The organism is Cronobacter sp. HA18006, from assembly GCF_011605445.1.
Classification (GTDB): Bacteria; Pseudomonadota; Gammaproteobacteria; order Enterobacterales; family Enterobacteriaceae; genus Cronobacter; species Cronobacter sakazakii.
In genome coordinates, this window is sequence record NZ_JAANQB010000023.1 from 206,705 (window position 1) to 224,545 (window position 17,841).

The window sequence follows — 17,841 nt, forward strand, 5'->3', positions numbered from 1 at the left end:
AACCCCGGATGTCGCGCAGGGCTTGCGCCTGCGCATCGGCACCGTGCGGTACGCCGCGGGGGCTGAATATCATGACGAAGCGAGACAGGATTCGCCTCTTTTCACGTGACTAGTGGGGATGGGCGCGTTTTTCCGCGTCGGTGACTTCGCTTTCAAACCGGGCCAGCTCCTGGCGTTTACAGGCAAGCCAGGCGTCGCTGAACGGCGCGCCCAGTTGTTCCTGTAACCACTTCGCCTCCTGAAAACGCGCCAGCGCGTCCGGCCAGAAGAGCGGCAGGGCGGGCAGCTCCGCGCTTGCGCCTGGTTCGGGCAGCGTTAACGGACGATCAAGGCCATAGAGAATGCCCGCGAGGGCCGCCGCCGCCACGAGATACGGGTTGGCGTCGGCGCTGGCGAGCCGGTATTCGATGCGCTGAGACGCCGGGGACGCGCAGGGCAGGCGCAGAGCCGCCGAGCGATCGTTGTAACCCCACGATGAAAACAGCGGTTCGTTCAGGCTCTTTCGCAGCCGCCGGAAGGCGTTGGCGCCAGGCGTGACCAGCGCGACGCTTGCGGGCATCAGCGCCAGCAGGCCGCTCAGACTGCGGCGCATCATCACGTTCGGGTTTTCCGCGTCACTGGCGAACAGATTATTGTCCTGCGCGTCGTTCAGGCTGATATGAATGTGCAGGCCGCTGCCGGCCAGTGCTGCTCGCGGTTTGGCCATAAAGCTTGCCCGGTAGCCCTGTTTTTCCGCCACCTGATGCACCAGCCGTCGCGCCGCCAGCACCCGATCGCACATCTCCACCACGCGCGGGGTGTGCGGAAAATTGAGTTCGAACTGGCCCGCTTGCGCTTCCGCCACGATACCGCAAAGCGGTAATCCCTGACGCCGCGCCTCGGTTTCCATCGCCTCCAGCAGCGCGCTGTCGCGCTCTGGCATGTCGATATCAAAACAGCGTGATGACGGCGGCGCGCCGTCCGCCGCCTGCAAATAAAACTCCACTTCCGGGGCTATCACCGGGTAGAGACCGCGCGCGTGAAACTGCGCCAGAAGGCGCTCCAGTACAACGCGCGGCTCCATCGCGCAGCCTGCGCCGTCCGGCTCCTGCATCGCAAGCAGCAACTGGGCGTGATGCGCTGGATCGCTTGCACAAGGGCGCAGCGTGCCGCTGACCGGCAGACAGAGCCTGTCCGGCTCGCGCTGCGCGAGGGCGCTTTCAACAACGTGCCCTTCCATATCCATGGCGTAGACCGACAGCGGAAAATAGCAGCCCTGGGCGAGCGAGCGCAGGCTCTCAGCGCTGATGCGCTTGCCGCGCCGACAGCCGTTCAGATCGTGCAGATAAATATCGACATGGCGGGTATGCGGATATTCCCGCAGGTAAGCATCGGCTTCCTGGCGAAAGGACATAAGTGCGCCCTGCGGCGTGCCCGCCAGCATCCAGGTATTCAGCAATGTAGAAAACATAATCGGTTCCTGACCAGAAGGCGCTGCGGTCGGGCTCGGGGTTTTAAACCAGGGAGTGAGTGCAAAGGAGAACATAGGTCACGCTTCTTGTGGGCCGCTCGGGCGATGGTCAAAGGCTAGCGCTTTCCAGCGTGCAGCGGCGTAAAAATCCCGTAAAAAGAAAGGGCTGGCGTATAAAAATGGCGTTTATTCGGTGTGGGATGAAGGGGTTATGACGGTCAATGAAAGAGGAGTAACAAACGAATGTAGTGAGAGTCGATAGTCTGTTTTATCGCCAGTCGTTAACGTTGCGGCCTGTCAGAGGAAGCACATATGGAGCGCACTTCCTGACCGGGTAAGGAGCAACAACACGAGACGGTAACGATCGCGATGCGTTTTTTATTAATGATACTTTTTTATTGTACCTCACTGCTTGCAGCCCCGGCGTTCAGCGCCGTACTGCCTGCGTCCTGGCATTATCACGATGATGATAATGACTATTCCTGGCACCTCACAGAGACGGCACCGCCGCACCCGCTGCTTAAACGCGCGCTGTTAAATCGCTATATCAGCTGGAAAGGCACCCGCTATCACTTTGGCGGTACGACGCGCCACGGCGTTGATTGCTCGGCACTGATGCAGCATCTGTTTGCCGAATCGGTGAGCGTGTCGCTGCCGCGCACCACCTCGCAGCAACTTAAAAAGGGCACAGCGGTAAGAAAAACGGCGCTGCAACCGGGCGATCTGGTATTTTTCAGTACCGGCCCGCAACAGCGCCATGTGGGAGTGTATATCGGCGATAATCAGTTTATTCACGCCTCAAAAGAGAAAGGCGTGACTATCTCCAGCCTCACAAACGAATACTGGCGCGCGCGTTATCTCGCCGCGCGCCGCGTAGTGTAATGGCCTAACCCGGCAGCCGGGTTTTCGGACGGCCTGGGCCAAGCAGCACGGCGAGCTTACTGCCGCCGTGCGTGGTTTCCATCCAGATCTTACAGACGCTGGTGAGCGGCACCGACAACAGCATGCCGACCGGCCCAAGTAACCACCCCCAGAACAGCAGCGAGAGGAACACCACCATCGTGGACATCCCGAGGCGGTGGCCCATCATGCGCGGCTCGACGATATTGCCCAGAATCATATGCACCAGCGAGAACAGCACCCCCACCATCACCACTTCATACACGCCATTAAACAGCAGCGCCTGGATCATGGGCGGGATTGCCGAGAGCACCGCGCCGATATTGGGAATGTAGTTGAGCAGAAACCCGAGCACGCCCCACATCAGCGCGAACTGGATATCGAGCAGCGTCAGGCCGAGCCAGATGATCACGCCGGTCCACAGGCTGATGAGCGTTTTCAGCGCCAGATAGTGGCTGACGCCTTTTAACGCACGGTGCAGCCCGGCGATATGCAGTTGCGGATTTGAGAGCGCGAAACGCAGCTTATAAGGCACGTGGCGCACTTCAAACAGCATAAAAACGACGGTCATCACCAGCAGCACGACGCTTGCCATCGCGCCGGAAAGCTGCGTCATCAGCGTCGTGGCGAAGGTCATCATCTTGTCGGAATCCATGCGTTGCAGCATACGCTCCGGCGAAAGATGCAGGTGCATAAACGGCACCATTTCCTGAAGATGCAGCAGTTTTCGCGTCAGTTCCTTATTATATTTCGGCATTAACGCGACAAATTCATTAAACGACGCCGCCAGCACGCCCAGCAGCAGCGTCAGGCCTATCAGCATCACAAACACGACGATAGTAATCGCGACAGGGCGGCGAAAACCGCGGCGCATAAACCAGGTCACCAGCGGGTTGAGCACAATCGCCAGAAACAGCGCCAGCAGTAGCGGGACAATCATATCCGCGGCGGCGTGAATACCGGCCAGAATAATCACCAGCGCCGCCAGCTTTTGCAGCATATGCAGGCCGACTTTATCTTGTTGGGGTTGGGGTCGTTGTGGACCAATCATAACCAATTCCTTTGATGAGGGCTTTCTTAGTGTAGTGTGCAATGGGCATTGCGCCGCAGGGAGGAAGTCTGAAACGCGGGCGTTTCCGTTGAAGGAAATTTCAGGTTTATACTGACGCTACCGCTGTTGCCAAAAAAGTGAAATGTCATGCCGGATGTAAGCGCCGAACCCGCATTAAGCGGCTTACGGCTGAACCTGAAAATCGTCTCCATCGTTATCTTCAATTTCGCTACCTTTCTGACCATCGGCCTGCCGCTCGCGGTACTGCCGGGCTATGTCCATGATGTGATGGGGTTTAGCCCGTTCTGGGCGGGGCTGGTTATCAGCCTTCAGTATATCGCCACGCTGATAAGCCGTCCTCATGCGGGGCGCTATGCCGATCTCTGGGGGCCGAAAACCGTGGTGATCGTCGGGATGTCCGGCTGTCTGCTGAGCGGCGCGAGCTATTTTCTGGCGTGGTGGGGGGCCGGCGCGCCGCTGGTGTCGCTGGCGCTGTTGTGTCTCGGGCGCGTGGTGCTGGGCTTTGGGCAAAGCTGTGCGGGAACCGGCTCGACGCTCTGGGGCGTCGGCGTGGTCGGCTCGACGCACATCGGCAAAGTGATCTCCTGGAACGGCGTGGTCACCTACGGCGCGATGGCCGTGGGCGCGCCGCTCGGCGCGCTGCTGTACCGCCAGGGCGGCCTGCCGCTGGTGGCGGGCGTCATTATGGGTGTTGCGCTGCTTGGCATTGTGTTAGCGCTGCCGCGCCCGGCCGTGAAGGCGAGTAAGGGAAAACCGCTGCCGTTTCGCGCGGTGCTCGGCAAGGTCTGGCCGTTCGGCATGGCGCTGGCGCTCACCACTTCCGGCTTTGGGGTGATCGCCACGTTTATTACGCTGTTCTATCAGGCGAAAGGCTGGGACGGCGCGGCGTTCGCCCTGACGCTTTTTAGCGGCGCGTTTGTCGGCACACGCTTGTTATTCCCTAACGCGATTAACCGGCTGGGCGGCATTAACGTGACGCTTATCTGCGGCGTGGTGGAAACGGTCGGGTTGCTGATGGTTGGGCTGGCGGTGGAGCCGTGGATGGCGAAAGCGGGGACGTTTCTCGCAGGCGCAGGGTTCTCGCTGGTTTTCCCGGCGCTTGGCGTCGTGGCGGTGAAAGCGGTGCCCCAGAGTAATCAGGGCGCGGCGCTCGCCACTTATACGCTGTTTATGGATCTGTCTCTTGGGATAACCGGCCCGGCGGCGGGTGTGCTGATGGCCTGGGCGGGCGTACCGGCGATTTATCTGGCGGCGGCGGGGCTGGTGCTGCTCGCTATTCTCTTAAGCGTACAGCTAAAAAAACGGCCCGCCCCGTAAAGGGCAGGCCGCGGTTTTAAGCGTCATTTTTACTGCGGATCACTTCACCACGATGGTGTTGATGATGTTCTCTGCGGTGCTCTGCGCCTGCTGCTGGTTATCGGCAGGCAGCGTGATTTGCAGGGTCAGCAGTTTGTCATCGACATTGCCCAGCACCACGGAGGAGTAAGCGGTCTGGCCTTTGGCAGAGATGACGGTGTCGAGCTGCTGCATCTTCTGGCCTTTGATTTCAATCGCTTTATTGGTCACGACCTGCAGTTGCGGGTCGCGGGCGCGCTGCTGATCTTCCAGACGCTTTGCCAGCACTTCCAGCGATTCCTGGCTTTTCTCGCCAACGATAACGATCACGGCTTTCTGGCCGGTCTGGTCAGAGTAGACATGCATGTTGTTCGCCTGGGTGCCCACTTTACCGCTCTGATCGGTCATATCCGACGGCAGGGAGAAGCTGAGTTTACCGTCCAGCAGGCTGACCGGCTGGCCGGAAGCTTCGCTCTGTGAGGCACCGGCGCTGGCCGGCGCGTTGCTGTCTTTGTTATCGCAGGCGGCAAGCCCCATCACCAGCAGGCCAATACCGACATATTTCACCAGATTGCGCATTCACTTATTCCTTTACAAGAGACGGTCAACACGACCCATCCCTGCATCTTAACACAAGAAATTCCGTGAACCTTTAACCGCGCTGCAGCACGTGGAAATCGGATTTATCCGCCAGCTTTTTCAACAGCATATTCAGCAGCACGCCATACATCGGCAGGAAGAACACCAGGCTGATAAGCACCTTGAAGGTGTAGTCCACCAGCGCGATTTCCATCCAGTGTTCGGCCATAAACGGGTCCGGGCTGCGCCAGAAGGCGATAAAGAAAAATGACAGCGTATCGCTGACGTTGCCGAGCAGCAGCGACGCGCCCGGCGCCAGCCACCAGCGCGGACTTTGGCGCAGGCGGTTAAACACATGCACGTCGAGGATCTGTCCGAGCGCATAGGCCATAAAGCTCGCGGTCGCGATGCGCGCGACGAACAGATTGAAGTGCGACAGCGCGCCAAACCCTTGCCAGCTCCCCATATAAAACAGCGAGGAGATCACGTAGGAGACCAGCAGCGCAGGCACCATCACGGCGAAAATAATGCGACGAGCCAGCGGCGCGCCAAAAATGCGCACGGTCAGATCGGTGGCAAGGAAAATAAACGGAAAGCTAAACGCGCCCCAGGTGGTATGAAAACCAAAAATGGAGACGGGCAGCTGCACCAGATAGTTGCTGGAGGTGATCACCAGCAAATGAAACAACGAAAGCCAGACGAGCGCGTTGCGGCGCTGACCAGGAGTAAAGGGCATCATATTGTGACCTTTTTGTTAGTTGGGGTGAGGGAACCCAGTTCATCTTCATGCTAAGGCAGACGCAGCGCGTTTGCGCAAAAGCCGCCGCATAATACTGCTTTGTCTCGCCAATGCAATGGTTAATTTTAACGCAATCGTTCACATGAGTTGCGTCACAAAAAACGGGGGGTAAACTAAGGCGGTTTTTGACAACGCCGAGACAAGCATGACCGATCTGTTCGCCAACCCTGACCACACCCTGGACGCCCTCGGGCTGCGCTGCCCTGAGCCGGTAATGATGGTGCGTAAAACCGTGCGTAATATGCAGCCCGGCGAAACGCTGCTGATCGTGGCCGATGATCCGGCGACGACGCGCGATATTCCTGGATTCTGCCGCTTTATGGAACACGAGCTGGTAGCCTCGCAAACTGAAACGCTGCCGTATCGTTATCTGCTGCGTAAAAATCAATAATTCCTGCCGTAAGCCGCGCGCATGCGGCTTTCTGAACTCACGTCACATTCTTTTTAAACCTTTGTTTCAAAGTTGTTGCTTTTGTGAGGCGCTTCACCCTGCCTTTACAGGACGTCGTCTAGTTTATAACCGACAAATCAAAACACCGTTTTATAACTAGCCTGTCCTTATCCTCTGGAGCGACCCGATGAAAAAGCGATTTATCCCGGCGCTGGCCGGTCTTTGCCTCTCCACCGCGTCACTGCTGTTTGCGCCCGCTCTCCATGCGCAAGTGATTAAAGCGGCCGATGTTCACCCGCAGGGCTACCCGAACGTTGTCGCCGTGCAAAACATGGGTGAAAAGTTAAAACAACAAACCAACGGCGATCTGGAAATTAAAACGTTTCCGGGCGGCGTGCTGGGCGATGAAAAGCAGATGATAGAGCAGGCGCAGATGGGCGCAATCGACATGATCCGCGTTTCAATGGCACCGGTTGCCGCGATTTTGCCGGAGATCGAAGTTTTTACACTGCCTTACGTGTTTCGTGACGAAGACCATATGCACAAGGTCATCGATGGCGATATCGGCAAACAAATCGGCGATAAACTCACCAGCAACCCGAAATCGCGGCTGGTCTTTTTAGGCTGGATGGACTCCGGCACCCGCAATTTGATCACCAAAAATCCGGTCGTGAAGCCGGACGATCTCAAGGGCATGAAAATTCGCGTACAGGGTAGCCCGGTCGCTATCGGCACGCTGAAAGCGATGGGTGCGAACGCCGTGGCGATGGGCGTAAGCGAAGTCTACAGCGGCCTGCAAACCGGCGTTATCGACGGCGCGGAAAACAACCCGCCGACTTACATCGCGCACAACTACCTGCCGGTCGCGAAGCACTACACCCTGAGCGGTCACTTCATCATCCCCGAAATGCTGCTCTACTCGAAAGTGAAATGGAACAAGCTAAAACCTGAGCAGCAACAGAAAATCCTGACGCTCGCCCGCGAGGCGCAAATGGAACAGCGTGAGCTGTGGAATGCCTATAACAAACAGGCGCTCGACAAAATGAAAGCGGGCGGCGTGCAGTTCCACGACATCGATAAAGCGTTTTTCGTTAACGCGACCGCGCCGGTGCGCGACCAGTATGGCGCGAAGCATCAGGATCTGATGAAAGCCATCGCCGACGTCAAATAACGTCTAACGCCGGGCTGGCCCCGGCACCTCATCCGCTGCAGAGTATTTATGTCCCGATTCTTTCTGGTCTGGATGGATCGCCTGTACCTGCTCGCCATGATGGTGGCTGGGTTCGCGCTGTTGATCATGACGGCCGTGATCCCGATAGGGATTTTCTCGCGTTACGTGCTCAACCGGGGTGAGTCCTGGCCTGAGCCGGTCGCCATTATCTGTATGGTGACGTTTACCTTTATCGGCGCGGCGGTGGGCTACCGCGCAGGCTCGCATATTGCGGTGAACATGCTGACCGATCGCCTGCCGCCGTTTGCGCAGCGGGTCTGCGCGCGCGTGGTCGATCTGCTGATGCTCATCATTTCCCTGGTGATGTTTTACTACAGCGCCCTGTTGTGCATGGAGCTGTGGGAACAGCCCGTCGCGGAGTTTCCGGTGCTTACATCAGGAGAAAGTTATCTGCCGCTGCCCATCGGCTCGGCGGTGATGATTCTGTTCGTCATCGAGCGGCTGCTGTGGGGTTCTCAGGAGAACCGCCCGGTCGTGCTCATTGGCAACCATAGCTAGCGGGGAACGTTATGGACGCATTTATCTTACTGGCCACGCTGGCGGTGCTGCTGGCGCTCGGGATGCCGGTCGCTTTCGCGGTGGGCCTGAGCGCCATCGTGGGCGCGCTCTGGATAGATCTGCCGCTGGAGGCGTTGATGATCCAGATTACCAGCGGTGTTAACAAATTCACGCTGCTGGCGATCCCGTTTTTTATCCTGGCGGGCGCGATTATGGCCGAAGGCGGCATCGCCCGACGGCTGGTGAACTTCGCCTATCTGTTCGTGGGCTTTATCCGCGGCGGGCTGTCGCTGGTAAATATTGTCGCCTCGACGTTTTTCGGCGCGATTTCCGGCTCGTCGGTGGCGGATACCGCGTCTATCGGCAGCGTGATGATCCCGGAGATGGAAAAGAAAGGCTACCCGCGCGAATACGCCGCAGCGGTCACGGCGAGTGGCTCGGTGCAGGCGATTCTTATTCCGCCCAGCCATAACTCGGTTATCTATTCGCTGGCGGCGGGCGGCACCGTATCTATCGCGACGCTGTTTATCGCGGGCGTGTTGCCGGGGCTGCTGCTGGGGCTGAGTCTGATGGTGCTCTGCATCGCCTTCGCGCGGCGGCGCGGCTACCCGAAAGGCGAGCGGATCCCGCTCAGGCAGGCGCTGAAAATTTTCATCGATGCGCTGTGGGGGCTGATGACGGTCGTGATTATCCTGGGCGGCATTCTGACCGGCGTGTTTACCGCGACGGAATCGGCAGCGGTGGCGTGCCTGTGGGCGTTTTTCGTGACGATGTTTATCTATCGCGATTACCAATGGAGCGAGCTGCCGAAGCTGATGTTCCGTACCGTGAAAACGGTGACGATCGTGATGATCTTAATCGGCTTTGCGGCGGCGTTCGGCGCGGTGATGACGTATATGCAACTGCCGATGCGCATTACAGAATTCTTCACGACGCTGTCGGATAACAAATATGTCATCCTGATGTACCTCAACATTATGCTGTTGTTGATTGGCACGCTGATGGACATGGCGCCGATCATTTTGATCCTGACGCCGGTGCTGTTGCCGGTCGCTAACCAGCTCGGTATTGATCCGGTGCATTTCGGGATGATCATGATGGTGAATCTTGGGATCGGGCTGATTACGCCGCCGGTGGGTTCGGTGCTGTTTGTGGCGAGCGCCGTGAGTAAGAAGAATATCGAAACCGTGGTGCGCGCCATGCTGCCGTTTTATGGGGTGCTGCTTATTGTGCTGGCGATGGTGACTTACATTCCGGCCATTTCGCTCTGGCTGCCGCGGGTGTTAGGGATGATGTAAGGGCGGCGGGTGAGCTTTTTGTGATGGCGGGTGTTCAGGTTGAGGTGGCGGGTGTACTTCGTTTACCCGCCCTACGAGTATTCCGGCCGCTGTAATGTAGGGTGGGTAAGCGAAGCGCACCCACCGTATCAACCCTCCGCCCTGAACGTAGGGTGGGTAAGCGAAGCGCACCCACCCTGTTTCATATTCCCCGTCAGCCGCGTTTATGCAACAGCCTTAACGCATTGGCGGTCACCAGCACCGTCGCACCCGTATCGGCCAGCACGGCCAGCCACAGGCCGGTCAACCCGAGCAGCGTCGTCACCAGGAAAACGGCCTTTAACCCCAGCGCAATCGCGATGTTCTGACGAATATTACGGTGCGTGGCGCGGGCAAGCGCGATCATCTCCGGCAGCGCCGCCAGCCGGTTGTGCGTCAGCGCCGCGTCGGCGGCCTCCAGCGCCACATCGGTGCCGCTGCCCATCGCAATGCCGATGGTCGCGGCTTTCATCGCAGGCGCGTCGTTAATACCGTCGCCGACCACCGCCAGCGGCGCGCGGGCGTTAAGCGCATTGACCGCTGTCACCTTATCCGCAGGCAGCAGCCCGGCGCGATATTCCATACCTAACTCTGCGGCAATTGCCGCCGCCGCGCGCGGGTTATCGCCGGTCAGCATCACACTCCCCACGCCGAGCGCCCGGAGTTTCTCCACCGCGTCGCGTGCGTCGGCGCGCTGCGTATCGCGAAGCGCCAGCGTGCCGAGAAGCCGATCGCTTGCGGTCACCACGATCACCGTCTGGCCCTGCGCCTCCTGCGCTCGGATACGCGCCTGCCAGTCCGCCGGAAGCGCAATGCTCACCTTATCCGGCGCGCTGATGCGAAGCAGGCGGCCCTCCACCTGCGCTTCAACGCCCGCTCCCGCCAGCGTGCGCTGCGCACCGGCGCGAAGCGTCGCCACGCCGCGCGTGGTCGCCTCGCGCACCACCGCCTGCGCCAGCGGATGCGTGCTGCCCTGCTCAACGGCTGCGGCGTAAGCCAGCAGCGCTTCCGCTTCCAGTCCGTCGACCGGATCGATTGCCGTGACTTGCGGCGTGCCCGCCGTCAGCGTGCCGGTTTTATCAAAAGCGATTTGCTCAACGCGCCCCAGCGCTTCCAGCGCGGCACCGCCTTTAATCAGCGCCCCAAAGCGCGTGGCGGCTGCAAGGCCAGACGTGATAGCCGCAGGCGTCGAGATCACCAGCGCGCACGGGCAACCAATCAGCAGCAGCGCCAGCGCTTTGTAAATCCACGGCAGCCAGGGCGCGGCAAACAGCAGTGGCGGAATAAGCGCCGTCAACAGCGCCGCCGCCATAATGACCGGGGTATAGATGCGGCTGAAGCGATCGATAAAGCGCTCAATCGGCGCGCGTTTCGATTCCGCCTCTTCAATCAGATGCAGAATGCGGTCAATAGCGCTGTCGCCGGGGCGCGACGTGACTTCGAGCGACACCAGACGATCGACGCTGGTCGCGCCAGCAGGGACTTTTTCGCCTGGCTGGCGCTCAACCGGCAGCGATTCGCCGGTCAGCGCGCTCTCATCGAAACTCGCCGCCGCGGCGAGCAGTTTGCCGTCTGCCGGAAGCCTGCCGCCTGCGGCCACTTCAATCACATCGCCGGGCTGGAGGTCGCTTATCGCCACGGTTTCGCGCGCCTCGCCGCGCAAACGCACCGCCGTTTCCGGGCGTAACGCCACCAGCGCGCTGACGCCGCTGCGCGCACGGTTCGCCGCCCATCCTTCCAGCCGCTCGCCGACTAAAAAGAGCAGCAGCACCATTGCCGCTTCTTCACTGGCCCCGATAATCAGCGCGCCGGTGGCGGCCACGCTCATCAGCGTTTCGATGGCGAACGGGTTGCCGCTGCGGATGAGCCGCCATGCCTGACGCGCGACCGGGAACAGCCCGACCAGCGTGGTGACGGTGAACGCGATGCGTCCCGCCAGCGGATGCACCTGCTCCAGCGCCCAGCTCAGCGCCATAAAGACGGCGATAACGATAATCGGCAGGTTTTCACGTAAGCCGGAAGGCGTCGCGGGCGCGGCGGCATTTGCCTCGCGCAGTGTATAACCGGCGGCGCGCACCGCCTGTTCAATCGCATCACGCTGTGAAGCGGGGGCGTCCACCACCAGTTTTTCGGTCGCGAATAATACCTGAACCTGACGCACCTCCGGCACCTGACGCACGGCGTTTTCCACTTTACGGGCGCAGGCGGCGCAGTCCATACCGGCGACCTGCCAGCGTAGCGCGCCTGCGGCTTCCTGCACCGGTTGCGGGTTTTCGCAAGAGTCGCTTTCACAGCAGGCTGCTTTGCTGATGGCCGGTTTTTGCGGTGCTGAAATCGGCGTCATTTTCGCGAACTGCGGCATCGCGCGAGGCTTTTCAGAAGGGGTGCGCATGGCGTCCTCCGGTAATGATAATTTTCTCATTACCAGAGCTTACACTCTGGAGTCGACTCCAGAGTCAAGGAGATTGTGGGCGGAATTTCACCGCCCGTCGTGGTTGTTTACAGGTACAGCGAGCGGACAATCATAAAGTGGCCCGCGAAATAGCAGGCGGCGGCAATGGCGCTGTCGGCAGTAAAGCGCTTACGGTAGTGGCTGCCGAGCCAGACGACCGCGTTCAGCAGCAGCAGCACTGCGCCGACAAAACCGGAAAAGCTGGTGTCGGTCGGGCGGAAGAAATAGAGCTCGCCCGCAAGCCACACCATTACCAGCGTCATGCCGATATAGGTACAAATCGGCCAGCGGAGATCGCCAAGGCGCGTCCAGATAGTCGCGATCAGCGCCGCGCCAATCACCAGCAGCGCCAGCGGCAACGGCCAGAAAAAGGAGAGCGTCATCTGGCTCGCGAACCAGACGGTATAAAGCAGGTGCGACAGGAAAAACGCCCCGAAGGCGTACAGCAACTGCTGGCGCGGCAGCAGCGTCAACGCATCACCCGCGAGCGTCGCCACCAGGCCTGCCAGCACCAGATAGCCTGTCGGGCTGGCGAGCGGCGCCTGCCAGCCGAGCAGCAGTAACAGCAGCAGCGTTAAAGGTTTAAAGATCCAGCGTTGCCAGGTGGCACCGCGGTAAGATGCATCGACATACAGCCAACCGGATAAAAAGACAGCAATAAACGACCAAAGCATGATAAGTCCCTGATTCAGTTATTGTAACGTGCGCATACCGCGCACGGCCCTTGATTTGAGTCTAGTGGTCAGACGGTCGAGATGACAACGCCTGGCGCTGCGGGGTATTCTTAAAAAGAGTTGAGCCGCCGGGATCTGTCATGAGTAAGCCACCGCTTTTTTTCATTATTATCATCGCGTTAATCGTCGCGGCCGCTTCATTTCGCTATGTGCAGCAGCGGCGCGAGAAAACAGAAAATGACGCGGCCCCGGTCACGCAGCAGGACGTGGTGGTGGCCAGCAAGCGGGAAAAACCCGTAAACGGGCGGCGTTCGCGCGAACAGCAGGTCGCGCCGCCTGCGCAAACCGTGCGGTATGAGGCGACGTTTCGCCCGCAGGAAGGCGGGGCGGAGATGCGGTTTCGGCTGGATGAGGCCCATTACCACCAGTTGACGGTGGGCGATGAGGGCCAGCTGGTGTATCAGGGAACGCGTTTTCTGGAGTTTGTTCCTGCGCCCGCGCGTTAACCTGGCACGGCGGGTGTGCTTCGCTTACCCGCCCTGGGGAAATGATGCGCCTGCGCGTTAACGTGGCATGGCGGGTGCGCTTCGCTTACCCGCCCTGGGGAAATGATGCGCCTGTGCGTTAACCTGGCATGGCGGGTGCGCGTCACTTACCCGCCCTGGGAAATTACCTGCCGCGTTTGTTAGCGCGGCTTCTTCTGATTTTTCTGCCAGGCGATCAGCTCAAACACACCGAAGATAAAAATACGCGCCTGCTGGAAACGGCTTAACGGCGGGGCGTCTTTCGGCTGCGTGGCGCGCAGCAGCGATAATTGCAGAATATGCATGATTATCATGAAAAAGAGCGCCACATTGACGAAAATATTCAGCGGGCGCGGGAACGGCTGGATCACGTTCAGCAGCAGAAAGCCCCACACGCCCAGCATCAGCAGGCGTCCCAGATTAATCAGCATTTTGCTCTCCTTGTGATTCGCGCAGATAAAGCCGGTACGCCACCTGACCCGCCACTTTCTCGCGATGCAGTTGCCAGTTTGCAGGCACCGGCGGCAGGCCGTTTTCCACTTCGCTTTCAACGTAAATCAGCGCCTGCGGCGCCAGCCAGCCGCGCGTCTCCAGCAGGTTCAGCGTCTCTTCCAGCAGCCCTTTACGAAACGGCGGATCGACAAACACGATGTCGTGCGGCTCGCCGTTCTGGTTCAGAAAATTAAGTGTGTTAGTGTTCACTACCTTTGCTGCGCTGGATTTGAGCGTAGCAAGGTTTTTCTGAAGCTGCTGCGCGACGCTGCGTTCCATCTCTAAAAGCGTGGCGTCGGCGGCGTAGCGGGAGAGCGCCTCCAGACCCAGCGCGCCGCTGCCGGCGAAGCAGTCCAGACAGCGCGCGCCCACCAGATACGGCGCCAGCCAGTTAAATAAGGTTTCGCGCACGCGGTCGGTGGTGGGGCGCAGACCGGGGCTGTCAGGCACCGGCAGTTTTCTGCCGCGCCACTGTCCGCCAATAATGCGGATCTGGCCGCTACCCGAGGAGGTTGGTTTCTTCATTATGCTCACACGCTTTTCTGTTCAGGCTGCTATTCTAGCGGCGCAAACGGGCGGGCGAAACCTCCGTGCGGCGGTATGCCGCCCCGGCGGGAAAGTGGTAGACTCACTTATTCATTCGCAATTTTTTCAGTACCCTGAGCCAGACGACGGGACTGCGCCATGTATTAACCGCGAGGAGTGCATTCGCCAATGGCAAAAGAGAAGAAACGTGGCTTTTTTTCCTGGCTGGGTTTTGGCCAGAAAGAGCAGGCAGAAACGGAAGCCGAACAACAAGAACAACACGTAACAGAACAACCCGCGGCGACAGAAGCGCGCGTTGAGCCTGACTCGCAGACGCAAACGACCGCGCAGGAGACCACGCACTCCCTGGCCGAGTCTGAAAAATTCGCCGATGACGTCGTGGCCGTCAGCGAAAGCGTGATTCATGAAGAAAAAGAGAGCGCACAGCCGGAAACTGTCGAGACGTCGGTTGAGGCAGAGCCGGAAGCCGTAAAACCAACGGCTGCGCAAGCGGAAGAGTGGCTGCCGGAACAGGAAGAAAACCTCACGCCGGTAGCGCTTGCGCCTGAAGTTGTCGCTGAACCACAGCCAGAGGCGGCCCCGGAAACGATTGTTGAAGAAGACGTCATTGAAGATGCGGCTGTTGAAGAAAAAGCCGTCGAGCCTGCGGTGGAAACGCCGCACGATGCAGACGAGATTGCTGAAGACGCGCCAATTAGCGAAGAAGAATTAGTCGCGCTGGCGGCTGACCCGGAAGCGGCGCTGGAAACCGAGCCGGAAGAGGAAGAAACCGTGCCGGTTGCAGAGCAGGAAAAACCCACCAAAGAGGGTTTCTTCGCGCGCCTTAAACGCAGCCTGCTGAAAACTAAAGAAAATCTCGGTTCCGGATTTATCAGTCTGTTCCGCGGCAAAAAAATCGACGACGATCTGTTCGAGGAGCTCGAAGAGCAGTTGCTGATTGCCGATGTGGGCGTGGATACCACCCGTAAAATCATCGCCAACCTCACCGAAGGCGCGAGCCGCAAGCAGTTGCGCGATGCCGAGGCGCTCTACGGCCTGCTGAAAGAAGAGATGGGCGAGATCCTGGCGAAAGTGGACGAGCCGCTGAATGTCGAAGGCAAAACGCCGTTTGTTATCCTGATGGTTGGCGTCAACGGCGTGGGTAAAACCACCACCATCGGTAAACTGGCGCGTCAGTTTGAACAGCAGGGTAAATCGGTGATGCTGGCGGCGGGTGATACCTTCCGCGCCGCCGCGGTGGAGCAGCTCCAGGTCTGGGGGCAGCGCAATAACATTCCGGTTATCGCGCAGCACACCGGCGCGGATTCCGCCTCCGTGATTTTCGACGCCATCCAGGCGGCGAAAGCGCGCGGCGTAGATGTGCTGATTGCCGATACCGCCGGGCGTTTGCAGAATAAATTGCACCTGATGGAAGAGCTGAAAAAAATCGTCCGCGTGATGAAAAAGCTCGACGAGAACGCGCCGCATGAAGTGATGCTCACTATCGATGCCAGCACCGGGCAGAACGCCGTCAGCCAGGCGAAGCTGTTCCACGAGGCGGTAGGGCTGACCGGCATTACGCTCACTAAGCTTGACGGCACCGCCAAAGGCGGCGTGATCTTCTCGGTGGCCGATCAGTTTGGTATTCCGATTCGCTACATTGGTGTGGGCGAACGTATTGAAGATTTGCGTCCGTTTAACGCGGGCGACTTTATTGAGGCACTTTTTGCCCGAGAGGATTAACCATGATTCGCTTTGAACATGTCAGCAAAGCCTATCTCGGTGGGAGACAAGCGCTGCAGGGGGTGACGTTCCACCTGCGGCCAGGCGAGATGTCATTTCTTACCGGCCACTCCGGCGCCGGTAAGAGTACGCTGCTGAAGCTGATTTGCGGTATCGAACGGCCGAGCGCCGGGAAAATCTGGTTTGGCGGCCATGAGATAAGCCGCCTGAAAAACCGTGAAGTGCCGTTCCTGCGTCGTCAGATCGGCATGATTTTCCAGGATCACCATCTGCTGATGGACAGAACGGTCTACGATAATGTGGCGATCCCGCTGATTATCGCAGGCGCCAGCGGCGAAGATATTCGCCGTCGCGTATCGGCGGCGCTGGATAAGGTCGGTCTGTTGGACAAAGCGAAAAACTTCCCGATTCAGCTTTCTGGCGGTGAACAGCAGCGCGTGGGCATCGCCCGCGCCGTGGTTAATAAACCTGCTGTGCTGCTGGCGGATGAACCGACGGGCAACCTGGATGATGCCCTCTCGGAAGGCATTCTGCGTCTTTTCGAAGAATTTAACCGCGTCGGGGTGACGGTATTAATGGCGACGCACGACACCGGGCTTATCTCACGGCGCAGCTACCCGGTGCTCACCCTGAGCGAAGGGCATTTGCATGGAGGCCGTGTTGGTGAATAAACGTGACGCGCTGAATGAAATCCGGCGCTTTAGCAACAAACTGGATAATTTCCGTAAACAGCGTTCTTCCGGTGAAACAGGACGGCCTGTGCAGAAGCGAAATAAAGGCTCCAACACCAAAGGCAAATCGCGTCAGGGCGGCATCAATGAACAGGTGCGTTACGCCTGGCAGGGCGCGCTTGCCGATCTGAAAAGCAAACCGCTCGCCACGTTTTTAACGGTGATGGTAATTGCTATTTCGCTGACGCTGCCGAGCGTCTGCTACATGGTTTATAAGAACGTCAGCGAGGCGGCGACGCAGTATTACCCGTCGCCGCAGATTACGGTCTATCTCGATAAAACGCTCGACGATAACGCCGCGCAGCAGGTAGTGGGGCAGCTCCAGGCCGAGCCGGGCGTGGCGAAGGTCAATTACCTCTCGCGTGACGAGGCGCTTGGCGAATTCCGCAACTGGTCGGGCTTTGGCGGCGCGCTGGATATGCTGGAAGAAAACCCGCTGCCCGCCGTGGTGGTGGTCGAGCCGAAGCTCGATTTCCAGAGCAGCGAAGCGCTCAACACGCTGCGTGACCGCGTGGCGAAGCTTCAGGGCGTAGACGAAGTGCGCATGGATGACAGCTGGTTTGCGCGGCTGTCGGCGCTCACCGGGCTGGTCGGGCGCGTCGCGGCGATGATAGGCGTACTGATGGTCGCGGCCGTGTTCCTGGTTATCGGCAACAGCGTGCGCCTGAGCATTTTCGCGCGCCGTGACACCATCAACGTGCAGAAACTCATTGGCGCGACGGATGGTTTTATCCTGCGTCCATTCCTGTACGGCGGCGCGCTGCTCGGGTTTACCGGCGCATTGCTTTCACTGATTCTGTCAGAAATCCTGGTGATGCGGTTATCCGCCGCCGTGACGGATGTGGCGAAAGTTTTCGGCACAACCTTTGAAATCAGCGGGTTATCCTTCGATGAGTGTCTGCTGCTGCTGCTGGTCTGTTCGATGATCGGCTGGGCGGCCGCCTGGCTTGCCACCGTGCAACATTTACGTCACTTTACCCCCGAGTAAAAAATATTTGTTATAATCATCCCCTGCTACGAGTTCCCGTCAGCAGGGGATGCGTACCGTGAACTTCCGCTTCTCCTGCCCACGCTTTTTCATAGCAATGTCACATTTTGTGCGTAATTTATTCACAAGCCTTACGTGAAC

The 17,841-nt window shown here is 59.0% G+C and carries 18 protein-coding genes; 10 read left to right on the forward strand and 8 right to left on the reverse strand.

The window, feature by feature from the left end; genetic code table 11:
• Positions 1 to 109 precede the first annotated feature (109 nt).
• The gene (locus G9X48_RS17310; RefSeq protein ID WP_097641506.1) at positions 110 to 1,525 is read right to left on the reverse strand and encodes a glutamine synthetase family protein; all 1,416 of its coding nucleotides are present in this window, start codon (positions 1,523 to 1,525) and stop codon (positions 110 to 112) included.
• Between the two features lie 294 nt (positions 1,526 to 1,819).
• Here G9X48_RS17310 and G9X48_RS17315 point away from each other — a divergent pair, with 294 nt between their 5' ends.
• On the forward strand, positions 1,820 to 2,332 hold the full coding sequence (locus G9X48_RS17315; RefSeq protein WP_097641505.1) for an NlpC/P60 family protein: 513 nt from the start codon (positions 1,820 to 1,822) through the stop codon (positions 2,330 to 2,332).
• Between the two features lie 4 nt (positions 2,333 to 2,336).
• On the opposite strand, the gene G9X48_RS17320 is transcribed toward G9X48_RS17315, so the two are convergent.
• Positions 2,337 to 3,401 carry an AI-2E family transporter gene (locus tag G9X48_RS17320; RefSeq protein ID WP_014727870.1) on the reverse strand — a complete coding sequence of 355 codons (1,065 nt, stop codon included), beginning with the start codon at positions 3,399 to 3,401 and terminating at the stop codon, positions 2,337 to 2,339.
• Positions 3,402 to 3,548: 147 nt separating this feature from the next.
• Between G9X48_RS17320 and G9X48_RS17325 the strand changes: the two genes are divergently transcribed.
• The gene (locus G9X48_RS17325) at positions 3,549 to 4,739 is read left to right on the forward strand and encodes an MFS transporter (protein WP_012126342.1); all 1,191 of its coding nucleotides are present in this window, start codon (positions 3,549 to 3,551) and stop codon (positions 4,737 to 4,739) included.
• Positions 4,740 to 4,778: 39 nt separating this feature from the next.
• Here the strand turns inward: G9X48_RS17325 and G9X48_RS17330 are convergent, their stop codons facing one another.
• Positions 4,779 to 5,336: a DcrB family lipoprotein gene (locus tag G9X48_RS17330; RefSeq protein ID WP_004386825.1), complete on the reverse strand. Its 558-nt coding sequence runs from the start codon at positions 5,334 to 5,336 to the stop codon at positions 4,779 to 4,781.
• Between the two features lie 73 nt (positions 5,337 to 5,409).
• Positions 5,410 to 6,075 carry a 7-cyano-7-deazaguanine/7-aminomethyl-7-deazaguanine transporter gene (locus G9X48_RS17335; protein WP_166499969.1) on the reverse strand — a complete coding sequence of 222 codons (666 nt, stop codon included), beginning with the start codon at positions 6,073 to 6,075 and terminating at the stop codon, positions 5,410 to 5,412.
• 205 nt (positions 6,076 to 6,280) lie between these two features.
• Here G9X48_RS17335 and tusA point away from each other — a divergent pair, with 205 nt between their 5' ends.
• The 4 genes from tusA to G9X48_RS17355 all read left to right on the forward strand — a co-directional run bounded on the left by tusA (position 6,281) and on the right by G9X48_RS17355 (position 9,553).
• Positions 6,281 to 6,526, forward strand: coding sequence for a sulfurtransferase TusA (gene tusA / locus G9X48_RS17340; RefSeq protein WP_004386827.1), 246 nt, complete (start codon positions 6,281 to 6,283; stop codon positions 6,524 to 6,526).
• A gap of 187 nt (positions 6,527 to 6,713) precedes the next feature.
• Positions 6,714 to 7,697 carry a TRAP transporter substrate-binding protein gene (locus tag G9X48_RS17345; RefSeq protein ID WP_097641504.1) on the forward strand — a complete coding sequence of 328 codons (984 nt, stop codon included), beginning with the start codon at positions 6,714 to 6,716 and terminating at the stop codon, positions 7,695 to 7,697.
• Between the two features lie 48 nt (positions 7,698 to 7,745).
• Positions 7,746 to 8,255 carry a TRAP transporter small permease gene (locus G9X48_RS17350; RefSeq protein ID WP_097641503.1) on the forward strand — a complete coding sequence of 170 codons (510 nt, stop codon included), beginning with the start codon at positions 7,746 to 7,748 and terminating at the stop codon, positions 8,253 to 8,255.
• An 11-nt stretch (positions 8,256 to 8,266) separates the two neighbouring features.
• A complete protein-coding gene (locus G9X48_RS17355) occupies positions 8,267 to 9,553 on the forward strand; it encodes a TRAP transporter large permease (RefSeq protein WP_032987542.1) in 1,287 nt (428 codons plus the stop codon).
• A gap of 193 nt (positions 9,554 to 9,746) precedes the next feature.
• Here G9X48_RS17355 and zntA read toward each other — a convergent pair whose 3' ends face one another.
• Together zntA and G9X48_RS17365 are read right to left on the reverse strand one after the other, a co-directional pair.
• Entirely contained in the window at positions 9,747 to 11,963 is a 2,217-nt protein-coding gene (gene zntA / locus G9X48_RS17360) for a Zn(II)/Cd(II)/Pb(II) translocating P-type ATPase ZntA (RefSeq protein WP_097640900.1), read from the reverse strand.
• Between the two features lie 107 nt (positions 11,964 to 12,070).
• The gene (locus G9X48_RS17365; protein WP_004384836.1) at positions 12,071 to 12,697 is read right to left on the reverse strand and encodes a lysoplasmalogenase; all 627 of its coding nucleotides are present in this window, start codon (positions 12,695 to 12,697) and stop codon (positions 12,071 to 12,073) included.
• 140 nt (positions 12,698 to 12,837) lie between these two features.
• On the opposite strand from G9X48_RS17365, the gene G9X48_RS17370 reads away from it, so the two are divergent.
• Complete coding sequence (locus tag G9X48_RS17370) at positions 12,838 to 13,203, forward strand: DUF2500 domain-containing protein (RefSeq protein WP_007871728.1); 366 nt, start codon at positions 12,838 to 12,840, stop codon at positions 13,201 to 13,203.
• A gap of 179 nt (positions 13,204 to 13,382) precedes the next feature.
• Here G9X48_RS17370 and G9X48_RS17375 read toward each other — a convergent pair whose 3' ends face one another.
• Positions 13,383 to 13,652, reverse strand: a complete 270-nt coding sequence (locus G9X48_RS17375; RefSeq protein ID WP_007871727.1) for a DUF1145 family protein — start codon at positions 13,650 to 13,652, stop codon at positions 13,383 to 13,385.
• On the reverse strand, positions 13,642 to 14,238 hold the full coding sequence (rsmD, locus tag G9X48_RS17380) for a 16S rRNA (guanine(966)-N(2))-methyltransferase (RefSeq protein ID WP_080321494.1): 597 nt from the start codon (positions 14,236 to 14,238) through the stop codon (positions 13,642 to 13,644). The genes G9X48_RS17375 and rsmD overlap by 11 nt, the downstream gene beginning before the upstream one ends.
• A 189-nt stretch (positions 14,239 to 14,427) precedes the next feature.
• Here rsmD and ftsY point away from each other — a divergent pair, with 189 nt between their 5' ends.
• The 3 genes from ftsY to ftsX are packed head-to-tail and all read left to right on the forward strand — an operon-like array spanning position 14,428 to position 17,700.
• Positions 14,428 to 15,981 carry a signal recognition particle-docking protein FtsY gene (gene ftsY, locus G9X48_RS17385; RefSeq protein WP_097640901.1) on the forward strand — a complete coding sequence of 518 codons (1,554 nt, stop codon included), beginning with the start codon at positions 14,428 to 14,430 and terminating at the stop codon, positions 15,979 to 15,981.
• A gap of 2 nt (positions 15,982 to 15,983) precedes the next feature.
• A complete protein-coding gene (ftsE, locus tag G9X48_RS17390; RefSeq protein ID WP_004384842.1) occupies positions 15,984 to 16,652 on the forward strand; it encodes a cell division ATP-binding protein FtsE in 669 nt (222 codons plus the stop codon).
• A complete protein-coding gene (gene ftsX, locus G9X48_RS17395; RefSeq protein ID WP_004384843.1) occupies positions 16,645 to 17,700 on the forward strand; it encodes a permease-like cell division protein FtsX in 1,056 nt (351 codons plus the stop codon). The genes ftsE and ftsX overlap by 8 nt, the downstream gene beginning before the upstream one ends.
• Positions 17,701 to 17,841 lie beyond the last annotated feature (141 nt).